Origin of the sequence: Cytobacillus sp. SAFR-174 (assembly GCF_051964675.1) — a bacterium.
In the GTDB taxonomy this organism is placed as follows: Bacteria; Bacillota; Bacilli; order Bacillales; family Cytobacillaceae; genus Cytobacillus.
The window spans coordinates 41,226-67,622 of sequence record NZ_JBQCMZ010000016.1 but is presented as its reverse complement, the minus strand read 5'-3'; the positions used below and the strand labels follow the sequence as shown (position 1 = coordinate 67,622).

Genomic DNA, 26,397 nt, shown 5'->3' with positions numbered 1-26,397 from the left:
TTATCATAATGCAATAGAAAAAAAGATAAAAGGCCAAATCAAAAGATTCGGCCTTTTATCTTTAACTTGATTTACGCCCCAGATAGGCTTCCATGATACGCGGATCATTCAGCAGCTTCTCTGAACTTCCCTCAGCAACCATTTTGCCTGTTTCCAGGACGTACCCATAATGTGATATTTTCAGGGCCTGCCTTGCATTCTGTTCTACCAATAAAACAGTCGTGCCCGCTTCATTAATTTCTTTTATAATTTTAAAGATGTCAGCCACGATCAGCGGGGCCAGCCCCATTGACGGTTCATCCAGAAGAAGCAGCTTTGGTTTGCTGAGGATGGCCCGCGCAATGGCCAGCATCTGCTGCTGTCCGCCGGATAATGTTCCGCCAAGCTGTTTCTGCCTTTCTTCGAGGATGGGAAAACGCTCCATAACGTTCTTAATATCCCGGTCAATTTCATTATCCTTCCGGTGGTATGCCCCCATTTCCAAGTTTTCAAGCACTGTCATTCCGGCAAGAATCTGGCGGCCCTCCGGAACAAGGGCAATCCCTTTGCGCAGCAGCTGGTCCGGCCTGAGTCCCGTTACATCCTGCCCCTGAAATTGAATGCTGCCGGCTTGAGGCTTAAGCATTCCTGAAATAGACTTCATGGTCGTTGTCTTCCCTGCACCATTTGCGCCAAGGATCGTAACAATACTGCCTTCTTCCACTTCGAGGCTGATGTTTTTAAGAACCTGGATTTTCCCGTAAAAAGCGTTAATCCCATTTACTTTAAGCATACATATCCTCCTCCTCACTGCCGAGATAGGCTTCGATGACATCAGGATTATTCTGGATTTCAGCAGGTGTGCCTTCAGCAATCTTCTTGCCGAAATTAAGGACGGCAATACGGTCGCATAATTTCATGACAAGCGGCATATCATGCTCAATCAGCAGGACCGTGACGCCCTGTTCCTGAATTTTTTTGATGAGCTGAAATAATTCGCTTGTTTCAGTTTCATTCATTCCGGCTGCCGGTTCATCGAGCAGCAGAAGCTTAGGAGAGCTGGCCAGCGCACGGGCAATCTCTAGCCTTCTTTGCTGGCCGTATGCGAGGCTGTCTGATACCGTTTCCGCGAACCCGCCCAGCCCCACAAACTCTAATAGTTCATTCGCTTTGCTGCGGATTCTCTCTTCTTCCTGCCGCTGTGATTTTGTCCTGAATACACTGCTGAAAACCCCTGATTTGCTTCGGCAATGCTCCCCAACCATCACGTTTTCTTCTGCTGTCATCTGCGGAAACAGGCGAATATTCTGGAATGTCCTGCAGATGCCTTTTTTCGTGATCAGGTGCGGCTTTAAGCCATTGATATTATCTTCATTAAAAATGATCTCGCCTGAGGTAGGAGTAAACATCGATGTTATCAGATTGAACATCGTTGTCTTCCCGGCTCCATTTGGACCAATCAGCCCAAAGATCTCACCTTGATTTATAGAGAACGAGACATCAGACAGGGCACTCAGCCCGCCAAAGTTTTTACATGCTTTTTTGACTTGAAGTACCATGCTTTTGCCTCCTCTTTGATGTTTTAAGCTTGACCCAGTTTAAAATATTTACATCAATTAATCCCTGCGGCCTGACTGCCATCATAATAATAATGATCAGACCGTAAATCATGTAGCGGTATTCGCTGATAAATCGTAGCACTTCCGGCATTACAGTTAAAAAGAGCGCCCCAAACACCGGTCCCCAGATTACTTCACTTCCCCCGAAAACGGCGAAAATCAGAATCTCAACTGCACGGTGATAGGCAAAATCGGCAGGACTTATGTATGCAAGAACATGTGCAAATAGTGCACCTGCAAATCCCGCTACCAGTGCACCCTGTGCAAATGCCAGGACCTTATAATACGTGATATTGATGCCCATTGATTCTGCAGCTTTTTCATCCAGCTTAATCGCTGCGAAAGCCCGTCCTACTCTTGAGCGGTTCTGCCTTCTGAAAAATGCGATGATGCTGATTGTCACCCCTAATAAAATGAGGAAGATAGCCAGAAATACAAACTGGTTATTTTGAAGTCCAAGTATTTTCGGATCAAAGCCTAAGTCTTTTAATGTATTCAGCAGCTCACGGCCCATATGCGGTATGCCTGATAGACCGACAGCTCCCTTTGTCATTGACTCCCAGTTTACAAAAATAACGCGGATAACCTCTCCAAACCCGAGGGTAACAATGGCGAGATAAACACCCTGAAGCCTTAATGTCGGTATCCCGATCAGGATTCCGAAAACACCTGCCAATAAAGTACCTGCCAGTATGCCCACAATAATCGGAAGGTCAAAATTCAGCGTCAATAGTGCAGATGTGTAGGCACCGATCCCCATAAATCCTGCGTTGGCGAGTGAAAGCTGTCCAGTTGATAGAGTAATATAAATACTACCCCCTAATATAATGTTGATTAATATAAAAGAAGCTACCTGTAAATAATATGGATTTATTAATTCTGCAAGCATGAGTTCACCTTCTTACGCTGAAATTTTTTGGCCAAACAATCCCTGCGGCCTGATGAGAAGTATGATGATGATGGCCGCAAAAGCGATGGCATCCTTGTATCCTGAATCGCCGTAGACAACGACAAAGGTTTCGGCCAGACCAAGGATAAGCCCCCCGGCCATCGCTCCCTTGACATTCCCCATGCCGCCAAGAATGATGATGGCAAGTCCTTTTAGCCCAATGGATAAACCCATCTGCGGCGTTACAGAGTTAAAGGCCATTCCGACAAGGATACCGGCAATCCCGCCCATTTCCGATGCGATAATAACCGTCATTGTAATTGTTCTTTTGACATCAACACCAAGAAGGCTTGCCGTTTCCAGATTTTCAGCAGTTGCTCTTAAGGCTTTTCCTGCCTTTGTTTTTCCCAGCCAAAAAGAAAGGGCGTACATGAGAAGAACAGAAATGACAAAGATAACAATCTGCACAAGATATACAGTTATCGAACCGATCTGGAAGCTGATTTCCGCAAAAGAAGCACGGAAAGGATGGTTGCCCGGTCCAAAAATATGGTGGGAAAGGTTTTCCAGCAGTATCGATACACCAATGGTGCTGATCAATGGCGCCAGATGGGATACACCCTGTTTATTCCGGAGCGGCCTCAGGGCAAATCGCTCAAGCAGATATCCCATTGCAGCAGTTACCGCAATCGCAGCCAGAAAAGCCAGCCAAAGAGGCCCTTTAAAAGTGGAAGTGACCACAACGCCAATGAAGGCTCCGAACATAAAAATTTCTCCGTGTGCCATATTGATAATCCCAAGCACCCCGAAAACCAATGTAAACCCAAGTGCAACGATGGCATAAATGCTGCCAAGGGTAATTCCGTTTATTAATTGTTCGATTAACACGGCATTCACCTGCTTACTCGTAATTTTCTTAAAAGTAAGCTCTGGCACTGAAGGCGCCAGAGCTTCACTTTCACAGCTTTTTAATTAAATTCCTTAAATGCTCCTTCTTCAATAACTAAAACGGTCGGATCCATCACGACATCTCCTTCTTCATCGAAAGAGAACTCTCCAAGAATTCCATTAAAGCCCTTGACCTCTGCCAGAGCATCCCGGAGTGCATCACGATCAGCTTCGCCTGCATTCTTCAATGCCTCAGCCATTATGTAAAGCGCATCGTATGCCTGTGCTGCAAACTGATCCGGCTTTTTGCCGTATTCCTTTTCATATTTACTTACAAATTCCTTGACCTTATCATCTTCTTTTTCACCATACCAGGGAGTTGCCACAATCAGGCCATCCGCTGCATCCCCTGCAATATTGATGACCTCAGGAGAATTGAAGCCGTTTCCTCCGACAAATGGAACATCGATGCCCATTTTCCTGGCCTGATCCATGATGACCGCACCTTCATTGTATAGAGCCGAAGCCAGAATCAGGTCCGGTTTTAAACCTTTAATTTTTGTCAGCTGAGCATTATAATCTGATTGGCCTTTTTGGAACGTTTCAATCGTTAAGATTTCAAGACCCTTCTCTTCCGCTGCTTTTTTCATTGTGTCAAAGCCTGATTTTGTAAAAACATCATCATTTCCATATAGAATTGCTACTTTTTTAGCATCATATTTTTCAATGGCTTTATCTATTGCAGCCGGAATCGCCAATGCTTCAGGCAGTGAGTTGCGGAAGACATAGTCCCCAATTTGCGGAATCCCTTCTGCCGTTGTGGAAGTCCCCATGATCGGCACTCCGTTGAGGTCGGCTTCCGGACCGACTACGTTCATTTCTGTACTTAAGGTAGGCCCGATAATGGCTGTCACATTCTCGGAATTCATAAGCTTTTGTGCTGCTGTCAATGCCTGATCCTGCTTACCGGCGGAATCCTCAGTTACAAGGTTAATCTTGACTTCTCCGTTGCCATTGATTTCTTCCTGTGCTAGTTTTAACCCATTTGTGATAGCTTCACCATAAGCTGCACCAGGTCCGCTGATATAAGAAATAACTCCAATATCCGCTTTCACTGCTCCTCCGCTGCTCTCCCCTTCCTCATCCCCTGCAGCCTGGTTGCCGCCGCATGCAGAGAGGACAAGCAAACTGGACAATGCTGTAAATTGAGCAAATTTCTTTAACTGCTTTCTCATTTTCTCTAACCCCCGTTTTCAGAAATAAGTTAATATTCAAAACTATATTACTATTTAAATACAAATGCTTGTCATTGTAAACAATAATATGGAAACTTTTCTTACATATTAATTAGCAGCGGAATATGGAAAATGCAGCCTTTCATTGTCTGCTGTCAACAATAGAATTATAGAATCTTTGTTTTTTATGAACATTGTCGTAACTTGTCACAGAATTGTAAGATTAATCTAAAGATATAACCATTGGAGGTGCTTGTTAAAATGGAAGCGATTACAAGAGACTTTTTTCTATATTTATCAAAAAATAGCTTACTGAATAAAATTGCCCAAAACAGAGGCGGAAGTTTTGCCGCAGGTAAATTAATTGGCGGAGTTGATTTCAAAAGCAGCGTCCGTTTTATCAGAGACCTGAATAACCAGGGACTTTCTGTAACAGTGGACCATTTGGGTGAATTTGTTGACTCTGTTGAAGTGGCAAATGAACGGACAGAGGAATGTATTTCAACTATAGAAATGATCAGCAAAGAAGGACTGGATTCACAAGTATCCCTTAAAATGACTTCCCTTGGCCTGGATATCGATCATGATCTTGTTGTGAAAAACATGACCAGAATTCTTGATACTGCCGAGAAGCATAAGATCATGGTGACAATCGATATGGAGGATGTTCCGCGCTGCCAGGCCACTATCGATTTGTTTAAACAGTTTAAAGAGAAGTACAGCTTTGTAAGCACGGTTCTGCAGGCGTACCTGTACCGGACTGAAAAGGACCTCGAGGATCTGGGAAAATACCAGCCTTTCTTAAGAATGGTAAAAGGGGCTTATAAAGAATCACCGGAGCATGCATTTCCTGAAAAGACAGATGTAGATGAAAACTATAAGAAGTTAATTGAGCAAAGTCTGTTAAATGGAAATTATACAGCAATAGCTTCCCACGATGATCAGATTATCGAGTACACAAAAAAATTAGCAAAGAAGCATAACATTCCAAACAATCGCTTTGAATTCCAAATGCTATATGGCATGAGGAATAAAACACAGCTGGAGCTGGCAAAGCAAGGCTATAAGATGCGTGTCTATGTACCATACGGCATGGACTGGTATGGCTATTTCATGAGAAGGCTTGCTGAACGGCCGGCTAATATTGCATTTGCTTTTAAGGGCATTTTCAAAAAATAATATTTTTCTTCCAAAATATTAAATAATAACTATAATAAAAGAAACCATTCTTGATTTCTAGGTAATGAGAAAGCAAACCACCGCTTTCTCATCGCTTATTTTATCTAAATATTTTGTTAAACCAACAAAAAGGAGGCTGACAAAATGGATTATGCATTAATAATATCCATTACTGTGTATATGATTGGAATGCTTTGGATTGGCTATTATGCGTATAAACGGACTTCCAATCTATCAGATTACATGCTCGGAGGACGAACATTGGGTCCTGCGGTAACCGCTTTAAGTGCGGGAGCTTCCGATATGAGCGGATGGCTTTTGATGGGCCTTCCTGGAGCCATGTATGCCACTGGCCTAAGCGCTTCCTGGATTGTCATCGGCTTGACTCTTGGAGCATGGGCAAACTGGATCTATGTGGCACCAAGGCTCCGCACGTATACTGAGGTAGCCAATGATTCTATTACGATTCCCGGTTATTTAGAAAACCGATTCGGGGATACTTCCAAAATCCTTCGCCTGATTTCGGGATTAGTTATCTTAATTTTCTTTACCTTTTATGTATCATCAGGCATGGTTTCCGGGGGAGTTTTATTCCAGAGCACTTTCGGGCTGGACTACCACACAGGTTTATGGATCATTACAGGTGTTGTGGTTGCGTATACACTTTTTGGAGGATTTCTTGCGGTTAGCTGGACAGACTTTGTTCAGGGTTTGATTATGTTTCTTGCCCTCATTCTTGTACCAATCGTAACCCTTTTTCATGTAGGAGGATTTGGGCCGGCAATTGATACTGCCAGAACAATCAATCCGGCTTTCCTTGATATCTTTAAAGGGACAAGTCTATTAGGCATCGTATCCCTTTTTGCATGGGGCCTTGGCTATTTTGGGCAGCCTCATATTATCGTCCGCTTTATGGCTATCAGTTCTGTTAAAGAAATCAAGAAAGCCACCCGCATTGGGATGGGCTGGATGATTTTCTCGAGTATTGGCGCTATGCTGACTGGTTTTGTGGGAATTGCTTATGTGGCGGATACAGGGATTAGCATCGAAGATCCCGAAACGATCTTCATCCTCCTTGGCGAGGTCTTATTCCACCCGATCATTACCGGTTTTTTAATCTCGGCAATCCTTGCGGCTATCATGAGTACCATCTCATCACAGCTGCTAGTAACCTCAAGCTCATTAACGGAAGATTTATATAAGACATTCTTCCGCCGCTCTGCTACAGATAAAGAATTGGTTACAATAGGAAGATTATCTGTATTGCTGGTTTCTGTCATTGCATTATTTATCTCATGGGAGAAAAATGAAACGATTCTCGACCTTGTGGGTTATGCATGGGCTGGTTTCGGATCCGCTTTCGGTCCGCTTATCATTCTCAGCTTATACTGGAAGCGCATGACAAGATGGGGAGCATTAGCAGGGATGATTATTGGAGCAAGCACTGTCATCATTTGGTCTCAAGCCGGATTATCCGACTTCCTTTATGAAATGATTCCAGGCTTTGCTGCCAGCTTAATTGCCGTCATCGTGGTGAGTCTTCTGACTGAGAAGCCATCTATTGAAGTTGAAAAACAGTTTGCAGACTTTGAAAAATCCTTAAAATAAACTAGACTTATCAGGACTGGGCTAAGAAAATGCCCAGTCCTTTTTCTTTCGGCAAAATCCGGGTGGTGCCTGTCACCTTTTTTCACTATAATAAGAACAGCAATAATGAGGAGGGAGCTTAATGAGCCAGCCGCTGGAGAAAATCCTTACTTTGACTGAAATTGATGAGATTACAGAAATGGTCAGCACTTTTTTGAAGAAGCCTGTTGTCATCGAGGATGAGCAATTCTCGCTGCTGGCTTATAGCTCGTATTATATAGAGCATTTTGATCTGGCGAACCAGCAAACCATATTTTCGAAGAGATGGCCGATTCCCATTTTGGAGAAATTTATGGATGAAGGCATTGTTGATCAGTTAAAGACAATCCCTGAGCCTTTTAGAATTAAGAAGATGGAAGAAATCGGCCTTAACCAGCGTGTAGTTGTAAGCGCTAAATATAAAGAGCAGATACTTGGATTTATCTGGGTTCAGGAATTGGACGGCAGTCTGTCAGAAAGCGAAATGAAGTTTCTTCATGACGTTTCCTTCCATATTGGAAAGCTTTTATATCAGAAAAACCTGAAGAAGCTCCGCAAAGAAGAAGAAAAACATCAATTTTATCAAAAAATCATTGATCGTACGTATCACACGGAAGATCAGATTAAGTGGGAAGCAGCCAATGTGAAAATCATTCTCCCGGAGGCCTTTATCATCAATGTATTTACGGTCGTACAGGGAGATGAAGAGATGTTTGCGGAATTAAATGAAACCGTTCGGCTGTTTGCTAATGCTCTCAGCCACCCCGCTCACATCTTTACGAATCAGCATGAAATCATCGTTATGATCGGCAGCAGCTCTCCTGCACCCGGCAGCCTTTCAGAAGACGCACACGAATTAACCAACACCGTTCTAAGCCAATTCAGGCAGCAGACTGTGTATGCAGGAATCGGAGGAGAATACTCATCCATCCTCAAACTTCGTAAAAGCTATAGAGAGGCCCTGGAGGTCATCAAAGCCGCCAAATTCATCGGCTCTCCTGAAGAGCTGCCTTATGAGTATAAAAAACTATGGGTGTTCCGTTACCTGGAACCGATCGCCCAGCATAACAGCAAGACCAATTATGAAAATGAAGATCTTATGAAGCTGCAGAAAAAAGATCTGGAGACCCAAACCAGCCTGCTGAAGACGCTTGAAGTCTATTTATTGAACAACTGTCGCCTCAAGCCGACAGCGGAACAGCTTTTCATCCATACCAATACATTAAAATACCGGATGAAACAAATTACTGACCTGACCTCAATTGACTTTGACGACTTTAATACTAGATGCCAGCTGTACATAGATTTACAGCTGCTTAAGCGGAGGAAATAGGAGAGGCTGTGGTTGAGGATGAAATGCACATAGGATGATTCATGGAGCGCTCTTGGCGACCGGTTTCCTAGCTGCTCCCTGCCTTTCCGCTTCATCCCGCCTCTTTTTCCGTCACTTGCTTCTAAACTTGCCTGGATTTTCAACTCTGATAGAAACAATCTCCCCGCAGCTTAAACAAAAGCGAAAGATTTTTTGAGATCCGACTGAGAGTTTTTTATTCAATGGCCTGACTGCCACATAGTCAGTGCCTTCTGCAAATTCTGTCCCTTTGCATCTCGGGCATTCTTTAACATGGTTCACCTTTATCAGCTCCCTTCAGCTTATATACGCATCAGAATTGTAAAAGTTCCCCAAAAATGAAATGCCTGTCCCCTTTCCAGGGAGCAGGCAATTTATTGTTCTTCTTTTTCCGGCTTGAATAAAAAATAGGAGATAACACCTGATAATAGTGCTGCACCGGCTGCTATCATCAAGCGGATCATCAGGTCTATCTGCTGATAATCCTTATTCAGCATCCACATGGCAGCCCCGGCTACAAGTATCATAATGGGAATGACAATAAGCTTTCTATTTTTCAAGATTTCTTACATCCTTTCGTGCTCGTGCTAGTCATATCTATTATATAAGAATTATACAAAAATAGATATTAGCACCCCCCTGGTGAAATCCCTTCCAATTTTCATAATTATTAAACCTTATTTTTTTCCTCTCATTCCCTTTACAAAGGGTCTCGATGGGCTTTATAATCCCGTTGTTCCACTTTTTACGGAATCCGAAAAAAAACTATAAAAAAGGAGGTTGCGGCGATGCGGCAAAAACTGTTTTCTTTTATGATGATCAACCTGGGAGCTTTCCTGGTTTCTATAAATGTCCATTTTTTCTTGTCCCCCAATAATTTAGCAACTGGAGGGGTCAGCGGATTGTCGATTATCATGAATGATTTGTTTCCAGATTTCTCAATCGGTACATTCATGATTCTTGTCAATTTGATTTTGTTTGCAGTTGGGTTTGTTTTTCTTGGATCTGGTTTTGGGGCAAAAACCATTTATGCAAGCTTTGCGTTGTCCTTTTATGTGTGGGCGCTTGAGAAGTTCGCCCCGATGGCTCAGCCGCTTAGTGATGACTTGCTTATTCAGCTGATCATTGGGCAATGCATCGCCGCAACCGGCATGGCGATTGTGTTTAACCAGCAGGCCTCCACTGGCGGTACAGATATCATCGCTATGATTTTTAATAAATATTTAAATATTGAAGTTGGCAGAGGAGTGCTTCTGGCTGATTTAGCCATTGCCCTGTCTTCCGCCGTTCTATTTGGGCCGCAAGTCGGCATGTATGCCTTTTTTGGAGTCATTATTAATGGATTTGTGATTGATTATGCACTTCAGCAATTCAATTCAAACAAGGAAATTGTGATTATCAGCCACCACAGTGATCAAATTAAAACCTATATAGTTCATGAACTGGGGAAGGGTGCAACCATTCACACGGCAACCGGTGCCTTCACTTCAGATAAGAAAGAAGTCATTACAACCATCCTGGGCAGAAAAGATTTTACTAAGCTGAAAGGCTATATTACCCAGGTTGACAATAAAGCATTTATCACAGTACACACGATGAATGAAATACTCGGACAGAATTTTAAACGGCTGGCCTAAACGGCAAAGCTCCATCCGCAAAGGATGGAGCTTTATTTTATATACAGTGAAACTCCTCAGTCATGTATCGATTTATAGTGAAATCAGCGCGGTCCTCCTAATGGGCCGCTTTTTTGTTTGCCTGATTTTGGTTTTAAATAAACCCCTTGTGGAAAAAAGGTAAAAAAGGAGGCGTTAGCATGAAGGTGATTGTAATCGGTGCCAATGGAGATGTCGGTGAGCATGTAATCAGGAAGCTCGCTGACAGGAAGCATGAAGCTCTTGCCGTTGCGGCAAATGAAAACCAATTGGAAGATCTGATCAAGCTGGGAGCAGCACAGGCAATTGTTTATGACGAGGAGAAGCTGATCCCCTATCTTCAGGCATCAGATGCCGTGATTTATTTAACAGGCGTCAATCCTAAAAAACATACGGGCAAAACCGTTATGGTCGATCACCAATCTATATCCGACATCATCCAATTGGCACAAAAATCAAATGTCAGGCGATTTGTGATGCTGAGTGCAGTTAAAGCGGAGGAAAGCGAAACAGACCCTTCACGCAAAATTGCGGCGAAGGATCTGCCGGAGGATATGCTTAAAGCTGCCAATCTAGTATACACAGTGATTCGGATTGGCCAATTGACGGACAATCCCGGGAATGGAACCATTACCCTGTCGAAGAAAATCCATGACCGAAAGGCTGAGATACCGCGAGAGGATGCTGCTGAAGTTCTGGTCGAGTCCCTTGACCAGGAAGCGATCTTTCATTCAACCATTGAAGCAGCCTCGGGAGACACCCCTATCAGTGAAGCCCTAAGCCAGTTTTAATAGAAGGAGGATAAAATGAGTTTAACAGATTACCTTGTCATTGCATTATTCGTATTTATCTCATTGGTTATTTTCGTCCCTGTCATTCTATTTATATATTGGTATATAAAAGATGACAGGCAGAAGCAGCACTCCATACTGAGGAACTTCCCGGTAATCGGAAAGGTGCGCTATTTCGCAGAAAATGTGGGGCCTGAGCTAAGACAGTACCTGTTCAATAATGATACAGAAGGCAAGCCTTTTTCCAGAAAGGAATACCAGGATGTTGTGAAAGCCGGCAAATACAAAGAAAGATTAATAGGCTTCGGATCGATAAGGAATTTTGACGAAGAAGGCTTTTATATACGAAACACCCTGTTTCCAAAACTGGTTGATGAAATGAAGGTGGATAATACAAGGAAAATAAACACACGTGTTTATAAGGTCGATGGGGATAATCTTTTTTCAAGAAAGGAGCACAGCGAAGAAAAATTGGCTGATCCTTACTATCTTCGGGATGAGGATGCGGTCGTACTGGGAGAAAACAGCTGCCGGCAGCCATTCAGGGTCAAGGGACTTGTGGGACAATCGGCCATGAGCTATGGATCTCTCGGTGAAAAAGCCATCACGGCCCTTTCCAAAGGGCTTGGCCTTGCAGGAGGAACCTGGATGAATACCGGTGAAGGCGGCCTTTCTCAATATCATTTAGCCGGCAGTCCCGACATCATTATGCAAATCGGTCCTGATATGTTCGGTGTCCGAAAGGCCAATGGGGAATTCTCATGGGAAGAATTTAAAAAGAAAAGTGAAATACCTGAGGTCAAGGCCTTTGAACTCAAGCTTGCACAGGGTGCAAAAACCCGCGGCGGCCATGTGGAAGGCCAAAAAGTAACCGAAGAAATCGCCAGTATCCGGCTTGTCGAAGTCGGCAAAACCATTAATAGTCCAAACCGTTTCTATGAATTTGATAATGTCCCTTCCATGTTCGATTTTATAGAGGAGCTCAGAAGTGTTGGCGGAAAGCCTGTCGGTATGAAAATTGTAGTAGGTGACCTGGATGCTCTCGAAAACATGATTTCCTATATGAAGGAGAGCGGCAAAGGCCCTGATTTCATCACAGTGGATGGCGGCGAAGGCGGAACAGGGGCGACTTATCAGGAGCTTGCAGACAGTGTGGGGCTCCCTATCCAATCCGCCTTGACAGTTGTCGATGAAATGCTGAGGGAGTATGGGGTACGGGATCGTGTGAAAATCATCGCTTCCGGTAAATTAATCACTCCTGATAAAATTGCCATTGCGCTTGCGATGGGAGCGGATCTGGTCAATATCGCCCGCGGTTTTATGATCAGCGTCGGCTGCATTATGGCCGGTGTCTGCCATACCAATCACTGCCCGGCAGGGGTGGCGACAACCGACAAAAAGCTTCAGGATGGATTAATTGTTGAGGAAAAGCATTACCGTGTCTGCAACTATGTCATTTCGCTCAGAGAAGGGCTTTACAATCTGGCGGCAGCGGCAGGAATTGATAACCCCACCCAGTTTGAAAGAAAACATATTGTCCATAAAGATAAATTCGGGAGAGTCTCTCCTATCGAGGATATTCTGCATGCCGCCAAACGCGCACAGCTGCAGAAGGAAAACTAAACAAATGAAAGCCCGGTCCTGAATGGTCCGGGTTTTTATAAGAAATAAGATTTACCATCCGCACCTTTTTCTGACATAAAGTGAAACTTCAATCAGTGGGGGGTTCTTTATCCCCCACTGATTGTTAGTTGAACTAATCGGGCTTTTACGGGCAGTTAGACCCCCACTTATCCTCCTTTGATTCCTCTGAGTCTTGAAAAAGGGGTCTTACTGCCCGTTAAACTGCGATAAAAACAGGACTATCGTGTTATTTTGAGGTTATCATTCGAAATCCCCCCGCAATAAAGGTATAATTTAGTTTGGTAAAAAAATAGATACCGAGAAAAAAAGTGTTTACATAAGGGAGGATTTTAGGATGGGATGGGTAATTGCCATATTATTTGGTTCAGCAGTCGTGCTGCTCATTTTATCGTTTTTTAAAACGGCGCAGTCGAAATCAAATATTGAGCAGCAAATTGATCAGGTTACTTTTACACTAAAAAATGAAATTCATGAGCTTCAGCAGCAGATCAGAAATATTGAATTGGACGCGGAGATTACGGCTAAGCAATCAGGAGCTATGAGCGGGCCATCAGAAGAAAGATTGCTGCTTCGCGAAGTACTGGATATGCATAAACGCGGATATTCCAATGAAAGCATTGCATTAAAAAAACAGCTTACGCCTAACGAGGTTGATCTGATGCTCTTGCCTTATTCAGCGAACAAGGGTGAAAGGAGCATGGTTGCCCAATGACACCAAATTCCTTGCGCAGTTTTGCAGCGGGCCTTTTAGCGGCTGCCATTTTGACAGGAAGCGTTTACCTATTTGGACCTTCTGAAGCCAAGAGTACTGAAAAACCAGCGGATAAAACAGAGAAAGCGGAAAAGCTGTCAGATGAAGAAATGATTGACCTGCTGGCATCCAAAGGCTACGTCATCAACACAGAAGATGAATGGAGCAAGCAGCTCGCTGCTGCCGCAAAGTCCAGCGAGAAAAAAGAGGATAAAGCAGAAAAGAAGACCGATGACAAAACCGGCGAAAAAGTTGTTTACCGGACTATTTTAACCGTATCAATGGGCATGACCAGCATTGATGTTGGGAACGCGCTTGAAAAAGCCCATATTATTGAAAGCGGCATCCAATTCTATAAAGATGTAGAAAAACGCGGTCTCGAGAATGATCTGCGTCCCGGCACGTTTGAAATAGAAAGCGGAATGACATCGGACGAAATCATTTCGGTAATTTTTAAATAAGCAAAAGCTCCTTTTCGGCTTGAAAAGGAGCTTTTTTTTATATTTCAATCGAAAAATGATTAATTTGGCCGCACAGGAACCTTTCTGTGCGCATAACGCCAATTTATGTGCGGATAAGATTTTTTATGTGCGGAAAAAAAATCTTATGTGCGCTCCAAAACAAAGACTGCTTACTCTTTCAAAAACCCGCGGATAACCTCAGCCAGTTCTTCCGGTGCTTCGTACATGCTCATGTGCCCCGCATCATCAATGGTCACCTGCTTGATGTTAGATTCTTTGACTGCAAATGATTTCTCAGGAGGGACAATCTCGTCCTGTTCTCCAGCAACAATTAATACCGGCAGCTCTGTCTTTTTTAAAACATGACTGCGATCACCGCGCTGTTTCATTGCTTTTAGGGCAGCCTTTGCCCCTTCAGCACTTGTACGATAGCCAATTTCTTTTGCCAGTTGAATTTCTTCGGGAAGTTTCTCCCCTGGTGCAAACAGCTTCGGCACCAGTCCATCTATAAAGGATTCCATTCCCTCTTTATCAATTTTACCGGCAGCGACATCCCTTCCCTTCTTCCCTTCTTCAGAATCCGGGCTGGCTGTTGAATGGATAAGGGAAAAGGACTTCAGCTTGTCCTCATACACTTCAGCAAATGCAAGGGTTACATAGCCGCCCAATGAATGGCCGAAAAGAGATACTTGTTCAAGTTCCAGCTCATCTATAGCCCCTTTGATTGCTTCAGCCATCCTCTCAATAGAGGGTTCGCCATCCGGCAGTCCTGACTCTCCATGCCCCGGAAGATCGGCCGCAATCACGCGAAAGTCCTCTGCCAATAATGGAATGACCCTTGCCCAGTAATCTTTGCTGCCGCAAAATCCATGCAGCAGTACAAGCGGCTCCCCTTTGCCTTCATCATAGTATGAAATGGCTGTTCCATTTACATCTATTCTTTTTGCGCCCATTCTGAAAACCTCCTTTAGTTTGCAAGCAAATCCTGATATTCGCTCTTTCGGTCAAAAACAGCTTTGGCATATGAGCAGGCAGGCACAATCTTATATCCCTTGCTGCGTGCCTCCTGAACAACGCTTTCCAGAAGCTTTCCTGCAATTCCCTGTCCGCGCAGGGAGTCGCTTACATATGTATGGTCTATGGTTATGACAGAATCGCCGCTTGGAATATACGTAATTTCCGCTATCATATTCCCTTCTTCATCATTCATAAAAAACCGGTTTTCTTCTTTTTGGATATCTGTATTCATATCATTTCCTCCTGTATTTAAGATGAACTCTATTCTTTCTATCTTGCTTTCCCTCCTTTTTGGAGAGACTAAACCTTCCTCCTCGTGATTTCCTCACACAAAACCCGCGCATGGTTATGAATGGGATCTTTCGCAGCATATAATAATGTAACATTCTGCTCTTCTGCCATTCTTGCCAGCTCATCTATTTTGCGGATTTTACCGTCTTGTGTCCGCAGCTCTTCAAGATATTTTTCCCGGAAATCTTCAAAAAGCTCAGGCTTATGGTTAAATGCTTTTCTCAGTTCATGACTCGGCGCAGCCTCTTTTTCCCATGCTGACAAACGGGCATCTTCCTTTTTAATTCCGCGGGGCCACAGCCGGTCAATCAGCACCCGATAGCCGTCCTCTTCTTCGTATGGGTCATAAATTCTTTTAATGAAAATTCCGGTCAATTTAAGACACCCCTTGTATATCCCTTGTGATTTGCTATTATTATAAACATAATATACAATTTTTTCTAATTCAATCAAATGTGAGGTGCAGGAAATTTGACAGGTACTATTGCCGTGATTATGATTTTCTCTATTCCCATCATTGCCATCATGACTGTTCACACTCAAAAACTCGCAAAGATCAAACATAATATGATAAAAGATGAAATCACCCTGGAAAAGCTGAAGCAGGAAAACTTTCTGCTTGAAACAGAAAAGATGAAGCTCGAATTGGAGCAAATGAAGATTGAAAGTCCTAAGGATCTGACCAAAATCATATGAGCAAAAAATCCCCATCTTACACAGAAAAGGGTTCCGTTTTGAAGTACTTTTCTAAAAAAATGCACAGAAATGACAGTCCTTTGACATCCAATATGGCATACAAATAGCAAAACTCGCCCCTAAAATGGCGAGTTTTCTTTGTAATAAATTAGTCGTTCTTATTGAGCTAATACCCGTTCGTTCCAATCTCGATTAACTCCCTCGTTACATGCTGTACTCTACATTAAGTTATTACTGACGAACATCCCTATAAGCCAACCAACGATTCCACTTAAAACACCTAAAATAATCACAGTTAGTGAAATAACGAATATGAATTATTCACAAGCTACAGACCAGATAATAGCTAAGAAGTTCTTTTCAGCCTTTGATGTCTTATTGTTATCAAGACATGCATTTTTTGTGCTTTCAAGTGAATTAAAGTTTGAGATAATAGCCATTGAGAAAATGACAGTACTATTATCCATTTGGAAACTGTTATAATAAAGTTGTTTGTAAAGCCTCAGTTAACATGGAATCAAAACTTTCAAATGATTGGATTTGGGTTCCAGAGGGTTTGTCTAATTCAAGATATATTTCCTTATGCAGGTCTAAACAGTACCAGGCTGTATCAGACTCTCCCCAAAATATATATTGCTTTTGCCATTCATTTTCATACCAAATCTCGTTTGTATCAACAAACCCCTGAAGATCTTCAACTTCTTGGTCATCAAGTAGATGTTCATCAACACCATAAATGACCAACCCATTAAAGTCTAATCCATTTACAGTTTTCAAAAACTCTACATAAGACTTTGGTAATTCAATATTCCCTAATTTCTCCTGAATGTCCAGCTGCAACTTGCTGATCTCTACATCCGTAACTGGATTCCTTAGTGAACTTCCATATTTCTTTTCAATTTTTTTTATTTGTATCAATAATTCTTTCCACTGGGCCATATCTTCTCATCCCTTCTTTATTTAAAAGGTTCCGGTGGGTAAACCTCATCTTCAAAAATTGGCCAATTAATCTTCTTACTTTGTGTAGGAGTTAACTCTCTTGTTAGAGAGTTTTGTTCATTCGTAACTGCTTTATGATATGGATCATTTTTTATCAATACCAAGTTAGTAAAATCATTGGTACCACCATCATCTAAAGGCAAATTGTGATGGACTTGCCATCCCTTTGGATTAAGGCCATCTTTCATTCTGGCAATATCATTATTATCTAACCCTGCGTTTCGAAGAGTTTGTATTCTTATTGGGTCGTTAGCAAAAGTTTTAAGGAAACTTTTCTTTACAGAATTATTAAAGGTCCTTCTTAATTGCGCAGTTTCTTCTGGAAGTCTTTTTGTATATATAATCTCTTCTACTTTCACGCCTTTTAAGTGGACTTTTTCTCCCTTTAATGTACCGATAAAGTAATCATCTTTTTCAATTTTATCTGTAGGCTTGGAACTATACCCCTCAACTGTTAACTTCTTAATCTGTGTCAAAGGATTATGAAGTACATTGTAAGGTACTATGCCCTGAGCTGATCCTCCTACCATTGCTGGTGTTGGCCCATGCGTCTGAAATGAAAGTCCCTTTTCTCCCTTAGTAACCTGGCCTACCGTTTTGGCGATTGTACCGGCTTTACCAATTCCTTTATCCCCGAGAAATCCAATTCCAAGGGTAGTCAGGCCATAGGTAAAAAAGGCTGTCCGACTTTTAGCATCTCCATTGACAACATCCCTTTGCCAGGCATTGGTAACAGCGGACCATATGTATTTCGGCATATCCAGAGCCTGGCTTACTTTTCCGATGGGATCATTTAATATTCCTAGATAGAATTCCTGGTGCTTCCTTTGGTTTTCGATTAACTGGTCACGGTTAAACAGCAATTCACTGCCCAAAAACAGTGGATTAAATGGGCCCATGATGTTCCTGCCCAGCTCATAGGTCGACTTCAGCCCATCCCATGTATCCCCTACGGCTTTGGATGCCCCCTCAATAGCTCCTTCAGCTATATCCTGAAGAATACCTTGGCCACTTCCTGGATTAGGATTCGATATTTCCTCCTGGTAATCCTTCCAGCTGAGAGATTTAGGCTGATATTGGGCCAGAGATAAGCTGCCGCTTTGGAACATGCCCGCCATTTTTTGGATGTACTGGTTCATGAGGGATAGATCTTGCAGTAGAGGCTCCAATGCAGCCGTTTCCTGATGGTCGAAGTCCTCCAGTTTCTCAACGGTTTCTCGACTTGAATCCTCAGCTCGCTTTGATGTCTGGATAAAACGGCCATCCTCCAGCCGTGGAAGCACAACAATATCACTTACTGACTTCATAATCTCATTTGCTTCATGTGTTAGATCTGCGGTAATCTGCAGGGTGCTTCTCAGCCCCTGTTTGAGCTCATACACCAGGAATTCCTGGCGGATTAAGCCTGAATGAGAGGGTTCAAGATCCCGCAATGAACCTATGAAACTTTTTAAATAGGATTGATACTCGCCAATCCAGAATTCAAGGAATTGCAGAAAAGGCTGGTGGCATTCCTGGTAATACGCAAGTATAGCATGGCCGCCCTGCCCTTTAAAAGCATCTTCGAGAGACACCAGCTCCTGGATGGATACCTGAACTTGATTTACCTGATCTTTAAGGATAGATAATTGATTGCTCGTCTCGTCGATTCCTGCAAGCAAGGAATCTGCTTCTAATACCTTCAATAGAATCAGCTCCGCATTATAAATTCCATTTTCTTCTATTTCATCTTAAAGGACCCGGGCAATTAGTTGAATAGGAATTTAGGCATGAAATAGTGTAAAAAGTTCCTTAAAAGCTGTTAATTCCTTTAAATATGCTGTAGTCATCATTGATCCCGACTTAAGGTAAAACATAGCTGCATAACCCACTCTTAATTTTTTGGGCTGTTTTCGTAAACATTGTTGCTTACTATCAGGTTATAACAAAAAAACTCGCATTAGAAAATTGCGAGTTTTTATAATTTAAGGATTTGCTAATTCAATTAAAGCACCCGAAAACGGAACCATTTACTTACACGATTTTCGTTTTACATTTTCTCAATAATTTTACCGGCCGTTTCTGCCCCATTTTCAATGCAATCAGGAATGCCGACACCGTAATAAGAGCAGCCTGCAAGCCATATTCCAGGGTATTCCCGGCCCAGTCTGCTTTCAATGGCTGCTACTGTCTCAGGATGGGAAATCAGATAGTTCGGCATTTTTTCAGTCCAATTTGTCACTTCACTGGCTGCAGGCTCGGCCGTAATGCCAAGACTTTTTTCAATATCAGCCAGAGCCGTCTTCAAGAGCTCTTCTTCACCCATTTCCTTTAGAGAGGCAAAGGCCGGATGACTGCTTTTATAAAATAATCTTACAAGCAAATTACCGCTTTCCGATGTATGCTTCCACTTGCGGCTTGTCCATGTACAGGCATTGCAGGTTAGTTCATCCGTATTGGCCGTGATGAAGCCTGTCCCGTCTTCAAGCAGTTCGCTGTCTGGAATATCATAAGCAAGATAAATAGAAATCAGGGAACTGTTCTTCAACGGTTCGAACTCCGCTTTTAGCTCCTCATCATCAAACAGGACTGCAGCTGCATTATGCGGAATGCCGAGCACTATATGATCTGCCTCCAGGCTTTCGCCATTTGAGAAATCAACCTTATATCTGCGATCTGTCTTTTCTATTTTAACAGCCTGTGTGCTTTTTACTATTTCTGTTCCGTCCAATCTTTCTTCATAAGCATCAATTAATGTATCCAGGCCTTTATTAAAGGAAAGGAACTTCTTTCCCCCGCCGCTCTGGAACACCTTTTTATTTTCCTCGAACCCTCTTATGATGCTGCCGTATTTTTCTTTATAATCAAACACCTGCGGAAGAGTCGAAGCAATGGTTAATTCACTGAGATTTCCGGAATATACTCCCGAAAGAACAGGCGCAATTTGTTTTTCCACCAATTCTTTTCCAAAGAAGTGCTCAAGGAAATCGCCGATCGAATCGTTCTTTGTAAATCGGTCATTTTTCGTATAAAAATCCTTCAGGGCTTCAACCTTTCCTTCTGCTGAAACAAGTGTTGATTTGGCAAGAGATTCAACACTGGCCGGAATCCCAAATACAGAATCTGCCGGGATCAGCTTCAGCTCGCCGTCAGTGTAAATATACGACCGTCCCGCCGCATTGTACACAACCTCTTCTTCCAAACCGAGCTCCTGGATAAAATTCATCGCATCCGCTTTGCGGGCAACAATCGAATCAGCACCCGCCTCGATTGTGAAGCCGCCTTCTCTTACTGTGCGGATTTTTCCGCCAAGCTGTTCTGCTGATTCCGCCAGCACCAGCCGTATATCCTGATCGTTTTCTTTTTTCCACTTATTCAGTTCATACATAGCGGACAATCCTGTTACACCGCCGCCTATGACTAATACTGTTTTCACTCGTATGCACCTCAGTTTACATCCAATTCATATATAAAGTGTACCACAACATGTAGAGATGAAAGTACGTGAGGGTTTGTCCATTTTTCAAAAACATTATCATTTCCTGAACCAGTTCGCATGCTCATCCATATGCAAAAAGGGAATGTCCGTATCCACTTCACCAGTGATTCTATTCATTTCAATATCCTGGCCATCGAGCCAATGCCCAAAGTCAAAAATTACTGGCTCTCTGTCGCCGCCGAGCGCAAACCAGGCTTTCATCTCTCCCGGCAGATAGGCTGATGTATGAATGGTCCCTGCCCAGCTTCCATAAAGATCTGAAAAGACACCTTTATCACTATCATTCAGAAGGCGGAATGCATCATGTGCATCCAGGCGCCCATCCTGACGGCTTTTCATGACATCCAGCCTGCGCAAGCTGTCAGCCAGATGGTTGCGGTTTTCATCCTTCATGATTTCAAAATGGTTTGTACAGGCAGTCGTCTGACGGACCTCTACACCTCTCGGAGATGTTTCCACTGCATATGTCTCTCCGCTTGTATCATACACCACATAGGTAAAGGAATGGCGGTGCGGAATTTCCTTCAGCATCTCAACCGCTTCTTTGACATTTGCACATGCCTCCAAAATCAGGCGGCCGATCATGCAGCAGATAAAGCCATCAGCAGGCTTTTTACGGTTCATGAAATTATAGCCGATGACAAGCCCTTTTTCATTCATGCCATCCATCCGGCCAGTCACCCTCTGGCTGGGACCCATAATCGCAAAGCCCTGATCGGTTGGCTGATAAAAGGTATAGCGCCCTTCATAGGTTTTCGGATGGTAATCATAATTGCGGACCAGGTAATCAGCCCCTGTCAGAATGGAACAGCCTGAACGGACATAATCAAGTCGATACCCGCCAAATTCCTGTAACACCCGCTTCATCGGCCATTGCAGCGCTTCCTGTATCCCAAGCAGCTCATCCCAGATTCCGGGCGCAAACCTCGTAATTGCTTTTTTCACTTCTGCTTCATTTATTGAAAAACGCGGCTTCCGTACCTTCCACTGATCCTCCCGATTTTTAACAGAAAGAGAATCCTTTATTCGCTCTCCCTGCATAAAGCCAAAATCAAAGTGAGTGCCGCGAAATTGAATAATATCACTGTAAATCTTTTTCAAAGTTGATCCCTCTTCTATTCGTTTCTTTTATTTAGAATAAAGGAAGGCTGCACGAAATTCCAGCCGAGGGATTTATGAAATTCTATATCTCTTTCAGTTTAATGCTATAAAACCTCATACTTTTCGGAATTCCTTTTATCGCAAATACACCGTTATAAATTAGGGATCTTACTCTAAACTCAGCAAAGCCATCACCAATTGGCTCATCCAGATGCCCTATCACTTCCCCGATTAATCTGGCTGATTTTATAAAACCCTTGTTGCTTTTATGAAGCTTCCTGGCTGATTCGATGATATAGTCATCAAAATAACTCTCTGGCATACTATGTATTTCATTCTCTTCCCATATGCGCAGTACTTCCTTTGTCATGGAGAGCGCCTGCCAATCCGATACAAACCTGGTTCTTTCTTCTGCAGATAAGGGGCTTCCCATGTTTTTATCTAATATGATCTTCAGTTTTTCCGGAGCTGCTTCACCTGAGTGCCTTAAAAGGACTTGATTCTTTTTCGCAGGAAAAAGCTCCTTATATGACTGAGCAGTATTAATAACATGCACATTATTATCTTTGTTTCTTAATACGTACAGGAAAAACCGCAAACCGGTTTGTTCATCGGCGTTGTCAGCGGTCCAGATCACGATCGGTTTTCTTTCAGGAATGGCACCAATCTCCTCGAGTGCTGAGGCTATTTTTCTTTCATATTCCTTTTCCAGATAATCCTCAGGTATATTAATATGATCCTTCAGCCATTCTAATCGATGTTTTCTCCCCTCCTCTTCATCCATCCTCCAGAGAGGTCCATTGCTGAAAAAGTCAGGAAAGCCAATGACTTTATTCTCTTTACTGAGACCAACCTTTAAAGCGCCTGCCGGTGATTCTCCACACACAATGTGGTATGTTTCATATTCCCGCTCCAATTTCCTCCCCTGGGAATAAAAAAATATCTTTTTTTGAATATCATTAAGCAGTTCCATGATCTCTTCCTGAGAATCAGCACTGTTTTTTAATAAGTGAACCCGAAGCAATATGTTAAATAAATAGCTCTTCGCCCCATGCTCCGGCAGTTTCTCAATTGCTTCCCGCAATTCGTCCAACATTATAATCATCCTTTGTAAATGAATTGGAAATCTATCTTTCCTACGAATGAACCTTAATGCTAGTTTCATAAAAAGCTGATTTGTTGCAAAAGGAATTTAAATCGCTTAAGATTAAATCGCACACGATTAAAAAATAGGAGGTATCCCAATGACAACGGTTTATGATTTTGAAGTCAAGAAAACGAATGGTGAATTGAAATCTCTGAAAGAATACGAAGGAAAGCCTCTAATTATCGTAAACACAGCAAGCAAGTGCGGGTTGACGCCCCAATTTAAAGGGCTGCAGGAGCTCTATGAAAAGTATCAAGACAAGGGCCTTGAAATTCTTGGATTCCCTTGTGATCAGTTCAATAACCAGGAATTCGATAATATTGAAGAAACCACTGAGTTTTGTCAGCTCAATTATGGTGTGTCTTTCCCGATTTTCGCAAAAATTGATGTAAATGGCGACAATGCGGATCCATTGTTTGCTTACTTGAAAGAACAGAAAAAGGGCATTCTGTCCAAAAACATTAAGTGGAACTTTACCAAATTCCTCGTGGACCAGGGCGGCCAGGTTGTAGAACGCTATGCTCCAACAACAGAGCCTGGAAAAATTGAGGATGATTTGACGAAGTTATTGTAATGCCGGAATCAGGTGATAATGTGAAAGATTTTTTTACACTGGATAAACAGCTTTGTTTTGCTGTTTATGAAACAGCAGGCGAATTTACCAAACTGTATACAAGTGCCCTTCAGCCATTCGGCTTAACTTATCCGCAGTATCTGGTTCTTCTGGCCCTTTGGGAAAAGGATGGCATGACAGCCAAAGAGCTTGGAGAAAGACTGAACCTTGGCACCGGGACACTCACCCCGATGATCTCAAGGATGATTTCTAACGGATGGCTTCGAAAAGAACGCTCCAAAGCGGATGAACGCAAGGTGTATATCTTCCTTGAGGAAAAAGCACACAACGAAAAACTGTATATCACTAAAAGTGTCGGAGAGGCCATTCAGACGTGCAGCATTGAACTCGAAGAATATGAAGAACTTATGAAGCTTCTCGGAAACCTGAGAATAAAGCTAAGAAGCAGAGTACCTCGCTGATGCGGGGTACTCTTTTCACAGTTCCGTGTTTAATCCCTCCAAAAATAGCCATATTAAGGATAGCTAATATGGAAGGGAGCAAGCATAATGGAGTTTTTACCAAGAGAGCAAGTTTTAAATTCACTGCAGGAGCCATTTCAGTCCTATATAGACAAATATGGAATCGATGATATTGGCATTTTCGAGGAAGAAGGCCAGGACCAGCACTGCTATATGGGATACACGGTGAAAAAAGCAGGGAAAACGTACCATGTGCACAGTCCATTCTTTAAAGATGGGAATGGAGGATTATCACCTGAAAGAAATGAGTGGACCATTGAATCAGATGAACCCGATCGTGCTGATAGAAGCGGATTTACCAGTATAGAAAAAGCACTTCAGGAATTATAAAGATTGTTGTGATTTTGACTTTTGAACTATATTAATATTAGAATATTTTGTCTATAATGGAATTGTATTTAAAGGAAGGAGTGGACAGGTTGGCTGTTAATCCCTATTTAAATTTTAATGGTAATACACGGGAAGCAATTGAATTTTATGTAAAGGCTTTTGAACTGGAAATGCCGGAGATTACAACTTTTGGTGAAACTCCGCAGAATCCTGAATATCCTCTGCCGGAGGAAGCCAAAAATCTGGTTATGCATTCAAGCCTTACTATTTGCGGCAGTACTGTCATGTTTTCAGATACATTTCCAGGTATGCCGTTTACAGTAGGAAATAACATTAATCTCGCAGTTGTCATTAATGATGTGGATAACATGAGAAAGTATTTCAACAATCTGGCAGATGGCGGTAATGTAACCATGGAGCTGCAGGAAACATTCTGGAGCAAGAGCTTTGGCCAGTTAACAGATAAATTCGGGGTTAACTGGATGTTCAGCCACGAAAGCGAATAACATACATAGAGAATAATGGAGGCATGCAGCCTCCATTTTTTTATTCATTCAGCAAATGATGGAGCATTCGATTCTTATCATCAAAGAATTGCTTCATAATGCGGTAATGATTCGTTTCTTCGAGCTTCTTTTCCGAGATGCCGTCATCAGTGAATTCATATATGGCTGCATCCGGATAGGCCATAATGATCGGAGAATGGGTAGCAATAATAAATTGTGAATGGTCGCTGACCAAATCATGAATCCTTGTCAGCATGGACATTTGCCGCAATGGTGAAAGTGCCGCTTCAGGCTCATCCAGAATGTAGATTCCGCTCCCGCGAAAGCGATGAAGAAAGGTGGAGAAAAATGCTTCCCCATGCGACTGCTCGTGTAAAGAACGGCCCCCAAAGGAGTCAATCACTTTTGGTGCGCCGCCTTCCCTATCCATCTCTTCAATATTGGAAGCTACATTATAGAAGCTCTCTGCCCTTAAGAAAAAACCATCAGACGGCCTATCTACGCCTTTTATAACCTTTAAATATTCGCCCAGTATGGAATGTGAATCAAAGGTAGAAAAATTAAAATTAAATGATCCGCCTTCCGCATTGAATCCCAGTGCAACCGCAACCGCCTCCAGCAGGGTCGACTTACCCATCCCATTCTCGCCGATCAGAAAGGTGACTTTCGGGTGAAACGCCATCTCATCCAGCGTTTTCAGGCTCGGAAGGCTGAAGGGATACTGATGGAAGGATGGTATATCTTCTCTTTTAAGCCTAATGCCTCTTACGTATGGTGAACTTAATAGATCCATAAAAATACCTCATATATACTTTAGTCAGCTATTTGCCATCTGGGCTGAACCCCGCCTTGGATACACCTAATTGAATGGGTGCATCTTGAAATTCCTGCTCCAGCATTTTAAGAACCACTTTATATGCAGACGGATTATACCATTTCTCCAAACCAAGCTCATCAAAAATCTTGCGGATTCCCAGTCTTTCGGTCCTTCTTCCTCCGCTTCCATCCCCCATCCAAAAATCGTCAATCGTAACACGGTTCGCAATAGATTTTAGTTTTGCCGGAAATTCCCTTGAGCATGGAAGTAAAGGGGCCAGTGTTGCCTGAGTTATAATTCCTGCATCTTTTATAGCTTTTAGTGCAGCCATTCTTGCCGGGATGGGAGGTGCTGCTGGTGCAAATGCCTTTCTGACCTCTTCTTTGTCTGTCTCGATTGTCATAGAAATTCTGATTCTGTCTCTGAATTGCTGGAATAAATCGATATCCCGCTTCACCAGTGGTGAACGGGTTTGTACATGTAAAAAGTCAGGCTGATTTTCAAGCATAACTTCCAATAAACTTCTGGTCAGTTTTGAGGTATATTCAATCGGCTGGTAAGGATCAGTGGAAGAGGACATAAATAAAGAAACTTTTCCCCTTTTCTTAGCTTTAGTCAATTCTTTTTCCAAAAGCTCGGCCGCATTTGATTTTATATCAATCCACGAACCCCATTCCTCTTCACGGAAAATGGAAACAGGGAGCTCCCTTACGTAGCAATATTTACATCCAAACGTACAGCCTGCATAGGGGTTCATTGAATGAGTAAAATTGTCTATAGCACCTTTTGCAGGTGTTAAGATACTTTTTGATATAATTTCTTTAAGCTGTATGTTCAAGTCAATCACCAAAT

At 42.7% G+C, this 26,397-nt stretch carries 29 protein-coding genes; 13 read left to right on the top strand and 16 right to left on the bottom strand.

Annotated features, from left to right (window positions below; all coding sequences use genetic code 11):
• Nucleotides 1-61 precede the first annotated feature (61 nt).
• From ACTHRG_RS16405 to ACTHRG_RS16385, 5 genes are all read right to left on the bottom strand, one after another.
• The gene (locus tag ACTHRG_RS16405; protein ID WP_076260301.1) at nucleotides 62-772 is read right to left on the bottom strand and encodes an ABC transporter ATP-binding protein; all 711 of its coding nucleotides are present in this window, start codon (nucleotides 770-772) and stop codon (nucleotides 62-64) included.
• Nucleotides 765-1,538, bottom strand: coding sequence for an ABC transporter ATP-binding protein (locus ACTHRG_RS16400; RefSeq protein WP_076260299.1), 774 nt, complete (start codon nucleotides 1,536-1,538; stop codon nucleotides 765-767). The genes ACTHRG_RS16405 and ACTHRG_RS16400 overlap by 8 nt, the downstream gene beginning before the upstream one ends.
• Nucleotides 1,510-2,487, bottom strand: coding sequence for a branched-chain amino acid ABC transporter permease (locus ACTHRG_RS16395; protein ID WP_440231644.1), 978 nt, complete (start codon nucleotides 2,485-2,487; stop codon nucleotides 1,510-1,512). The genes ACTHRG_RS16400 and ACTHRG_RS16395 overlap by 29 nt, the downstream gene beginning before the upstream one ends.
• Before the next feature lie 12 nt (nucleotides 2,488-2,499).
• Nucleotides 2,500-3,375, bottom strand: a complete 876-nt coding sequence (locus ACTHRG_RS16390) for a branched-chain amino acid ABC transporter permease (RefSeq protein WP_440231643.1) — start codon at nucleotides 3,373-3,375, stop codon at nucleotides 2,500-2,502.
• Nucleotides 3,376-3,455: 80 nt separating this feature from the next.
• On the bottom strand, nucleotides 3,456-4,610 hold the full coding sequence (locus ACTHRG_RS16385) for an ABC transporter substrate-binding protein (RefSeq protein ID WP_440231642.1): 1,155 nt from the start codon (nucleotides 4,608-4,610) through the stop codon (nucleotides 3,456-3,458).
• Between the two features lie 261 nt (nucleotides 4,611-4,871).
• Here ACTHRG_RS16385 and ACTHRG_RS16380 point away from each other — a divergent pair, with 261 nt between their 5' ends.
• The 3 genes from ACTHRG_RS16380 to ACTHRG_RS16370 all read left to right on the top strand — a co-directional run bounded on the left by ACTHRG_RS16380 (nucleotide 4,872) and on the right by ACTHRG_RS16370 (nucleotide 8,748).
• Nucleotides 4,872-5,789: a proline dehydrogenase family protein gene (locus ACTHRG_RS16380; RefSeq protein WP_440231641.1), complete on the top strand. Its 918-nt coding sequence runs from the start codon at nucleotides 4,872-4,874 to the stop codon at nucleotides 5,787-5,789.
• A 144-nt stretch (nucleotides 5,790-5,933) separates the two neighbouring features.
• The gene (gene putP, locus ACTHRG_RS16375; RefSeq protein WP_440231640.1) at nucleotides 5,934-7,397 is read left to right on the top strand and encodes a sodium/proline symporter PutP; all 1,464 of its coding nucleotides are present in this window, start codon (nucleotides 5,934-5,936) and stop codon (nucleotides 7,395-7,397) included.
• 121 nt (nucleotides 7,398-7,518) lie between these two features.
• Entirely contained in the window at nucleotides 7,519-8,748 is a 1,230-nt protein-coding gene (locus ACTHRG_RS16370) for a PucR family transcriptional regulator (RefSeq protein ID WP_440231639.1), read from the top strand.
• A gap of 392 nt (nucleotides 8,749-9,140) precedes the next feature.
• Here the strand turns inward: ACTHRG_RS16370 and ACTHRG_RS16365 are convergent, their stop codons facing one another.
• On the bottom strand, nucleotides 9,141-9,326 hold the full coding sequence (locus ACTHRG_RS16365) for a hypothetical protein (protein ID WP_035326541.1): 186 nt from the start codon (nucleotides 9,324-9,326) through the stop codon (nucleotides 9,141-9,143).
• Nucleotides 9,327-9,554: 228 nt separating this feature from the next.
• Here ACTHRG_RS16365 and ACTHRG_RS16360 point away from each other — a divergent pair, with 228 nt between their 5' ends.
• The 5 genes from ACTHRG_RS16360 (at nucleotide 9,555) to ACTHRG_RS16340 (ending at nucleotide 14,068) form a co-directional block, all read left to right on the top strand.
• Nucleotides 9,555-10,403 (top strand): YitT family protein, encoded by an 849-nt coding sequence (locus ACTHRG_RS16360; protein WP_440231638.1) that lies wholly within the window; start codon nucleotides 9,555-9,557, stop codon nucleotides 10,401-10,403.
• Nucleotides 10,404-10,582: 179 nt separating this feature from the next.
• Nucleotides 10,583-11,212, top strand: coding sequence for an NAD(P)H-binding protein (locus ACTHRG_RS16355; protein ID WP_076260278.1), 630 nt, complete (start codon nucleotides 10,583-10,585; stop codon nucleotides 11,210-11,212).
• A 15-nt stretch (nucleotides 11,213-11,227) separates the two neighbouring features.
• A complete protein-coding gene (locus ACTHRG_RS16350; RefSeq protein WP_076260276.1) occupies nucleotides 11,228-12,835 on the top strand; it encodes an FMN-binding glutamate synthase family protein in 1,608 nt (535 codons plus the stop codon).
• Between the two features lie 355 nt (nucleotides 12,836-13,190).
• Complete coding sequence (locus ACTHRG_RS16345) at nucleotides 13,191-13,568, top strand: hypothetical protein (protein WP_248348734.1); 378 nt, start codon at nucleotides 13,191-13,193, stop codon at nucleotides 13,566-13,568.
• Nucleotides 13,565-14,068 carry a hypothetical protein gene (locus ACTHRG_RS16340; protein WP_440231636.1) on the top strand — a complete coding sequence of 168 codons (504 nt, stop codon included), beginning with the start codon at nucleotides 13,565-13,567 and terminating at the stop codon, nucleotides 14,066-14,068. The genes ACTHRG_RS16345 and ACTHRG_RS16340 overlap by 4 nt, the downstream gene beginning before the upstream one ends.
• A gap of 170 nt (nucleotides 14,069-14,238) precedes the next feature.
• Here the strand turns inward: ACTHRG_RS16340 and ACTHRG_RS16335 are convergent, their stop codons facing one another.
• The 3 genes from ACTHRG_RS16335 to ACTHRG_RS16325 all read right to left on the bottom strand — a co-directional run bounded on the left by ACTHRG_RS16335 (nucleotide 14,239) and on the right by ACTHRG_RS16325 (nucleotide 15,751).
• The gene (locus ACTHRG_RS16335) at nucleotides 14,239-15,021 is read right to left on the bottom strand and encodes an alpha/beta fold hydrolase (protein WP_076260270.1); all 783 of its coding nucleotides are present in this window, start codon (nucleotides 15,019-15,021) and stop codon (nucleotides 14,239-14,241) included.
• 14 nt (nucleotides 15,022-15,035) lie between these two features.
• On the bottom strand, nucleotides 15,036-15,317 hold the full coding sequence (locus ACTHRG_RS16330; RefSeq protein WP_061794303.1) for a GNAT family N-acetyltransferase: 282 nt from the start codon (nucleotides 15,315-15,317) through the stop codon (nucleotides 15,036-15,038).
• Nucleotides 15,318-15,385: 68 nt separating this feature from the next.
• Entirely contained in the window at nucleotides 15,386-15,751 is a 366-nt protein-coding gene (locus ACTHRG_RS16325) for a DUF488 domain-containing protein (protein ID WP_076260268.1), read from the bottom strand.
• A gap of 96 nt (nucleotides 15,752-15,847) precedes the next feature.
• Here ACTHRG_RS16325 and ACTHRG_RS16320 point away from each other — a divergent pair, with 96 nt between their 5' ends.
• Nucleotides 15,848-16,072: a hypothetical protein gene (locus tag ACTHRG_RS16320; RefSeq protein WP_076260266.1), complete on the top strand. Its 225-nt coding sequence runs from the start codon at nucleotides 15,848-15,850 to the stop codon at nucleotides 16,070-16,072.
• A 477-nt stretch (nucleotides 16,073-16,549) separates the two neighbouring features.
• On the opposite strand, the gene ACTHRG_RS16315 is transcribed toward ACTHRG_RS16320, so the two are convergent.
• From ACTHRG_RS16315 to ACTHRG_RS16295, 5 genes are all read right to left on the bottom strand, one after another.
• A complete protein-coding gene (locus tag ACTHRG_RS16315) occupies nucleotides 16,550-17,011 on the bottom strand; it encodes a YrhA family protein (protein WP_076260264.1) in 462 nt (153 codons plus the stop codon).
• 17 nt (nucleotides 17,012-17,028) lie between these two features.
• Complete coding sequence (locus ACTHRG_RS16310) at nucleotides 17,029-18,756, bottom strand: T7SS effector LXG polymorphic toxin (RefSeq protein ID WP_440231635.1); 1,728 nt, start codon at nucleotides 18,754-18,756, stop codon at nucleotides 17,029-17,031.
• A gap of 344 nt (nucleotides 18,757-19,100) precedes the next feature.
• Nucleotides 19,101-20,486: a protoporphyrinogen oxidase gene (gene hemG / locus ACTHRG_RS16305; RefSeq protein WP_076260259.1), complete on the bottom strand. Its 1,386-nt coding sequence runs from the start codon at nucleotides 20,484-20,486 to the stop codon at nucleotides 19,101-19,103.
• A gap of 99 nt (nucleotides 20,487-20,585) precedes the next feature.
• A complete protein-coding gene (locus tag ACTHRG_RS16300; protein ID WP_076260257.1) occupies nucleotides 20,586-21,650 on the bottom strand; it encodes a C45 family autoproteolytic acyltransferase/hydolase in 1,065 nt (354 codons plus the stop codon).
• Between the two features lie 82 nt (nucleotides 21,651-21,732).
• Complete coding sequence (locus tag ACTHRG_RS16295; protein WP_076260255.1) at nucleotides 21,733-22,746, bottom strand: DUF1835 domain-containing protein; 1,014 nt, start codon at nucleotides 22,744-22,746, stop codon at nucleotides 21,733-21,735.
• A gap of 148 nt (nucleotides 22,747-22,894) precedes the next feature.
• On the opposite strand from ACTHRG_RS16295, the gene ACTHRG_RS16290 reads away from it, so the two are divergent.
• From ACTHRG_RS16290 to ACTHRG_RS16275, 4 genes are all read left to right on the top strand, one after another.
• Nucleotides 22,895-23,371 carry a glutathione peroxidase gene (locus ACTHRG_RS16290; protein WP_076260253.1) on the top strand — a complete coding sequence of 159 codons (477 nt, stop codon included), beginning with the start codon at nucleotides 22,895-22,897 and terminating at the stop codon, nucleotides 23,369-23,371.
• Entirely contained in the window at nucleotides 23,371-23,832 is a 462-nt protein-coding gene (locus tag ACTHRG_RS16285) for a MarR family winged helix-turn-helix transcriptional regulator (RefSeq protein ID WP_286148936.1), read from the top strand. Before ACTHRG_RS16290 ends, ACTHRG_RS16285 begins: the two co-directional genes overlap by 1 nt.
• A gap of 87 nt (nucleotides 23,833-23,919) precedes the next feature.
• Nucleotides 23,920-24,222: a DUF5634 family protein gene (locus ACTHRG_RS16280; RefSeq protein WP_076260251.1), complete on the top strand. Its 303-nt coding sequence runs from the start codon at nucleotides 23,920-23,922 to the stop codon at nucleotides 24,220-24,222.
• Between the two features lie 89 nt (nucleotides 24,223-24,311).
• A complete protein-coding gene (locus ACTHRG_RS16275; RefSeq protein ID WP_440231633.1) occupies nucleotides 24,312-24,728 on the top strand; it encodes a VOC family protein in 417 nt (138 codons plus the stop codon).
• 40 nt (nucleotides 24,729-24,768) lie between these two features.
• On the opposite strand, the gene ACTHRG_RS16270 is transcribed toward ACTHRG_RS16275, so the two are convergent.
• Together ACTHRG_RS16270 and ACTHRG_RS16265 are read right to left on the bottom strand one after the other, a co-directional pair.
• A complete protein-coding gene (locus tag ACTHRG_RS16270) occupies nucleotides 24,769-25,521 on the bottom strand; it encodes an AAA family ATPase (RefSeq protein WP_076260247.1) in 753 nt (250 codons plus the stop codon).
• Between the two features lie 28 nt (nucleotides 25,522-25,549).
• A complete protein-coding gene (locus ACTHRG_RS16265; protein ID WP_139325640.1) occupies nucleotides 25,550-26,392 on the bottom strand; it encodes a radical SAM protein in 843 nt (280 codons plus the stop codon).
• Nucleotides 26,393-26,397: the final 5 nt, after the last annotated feature.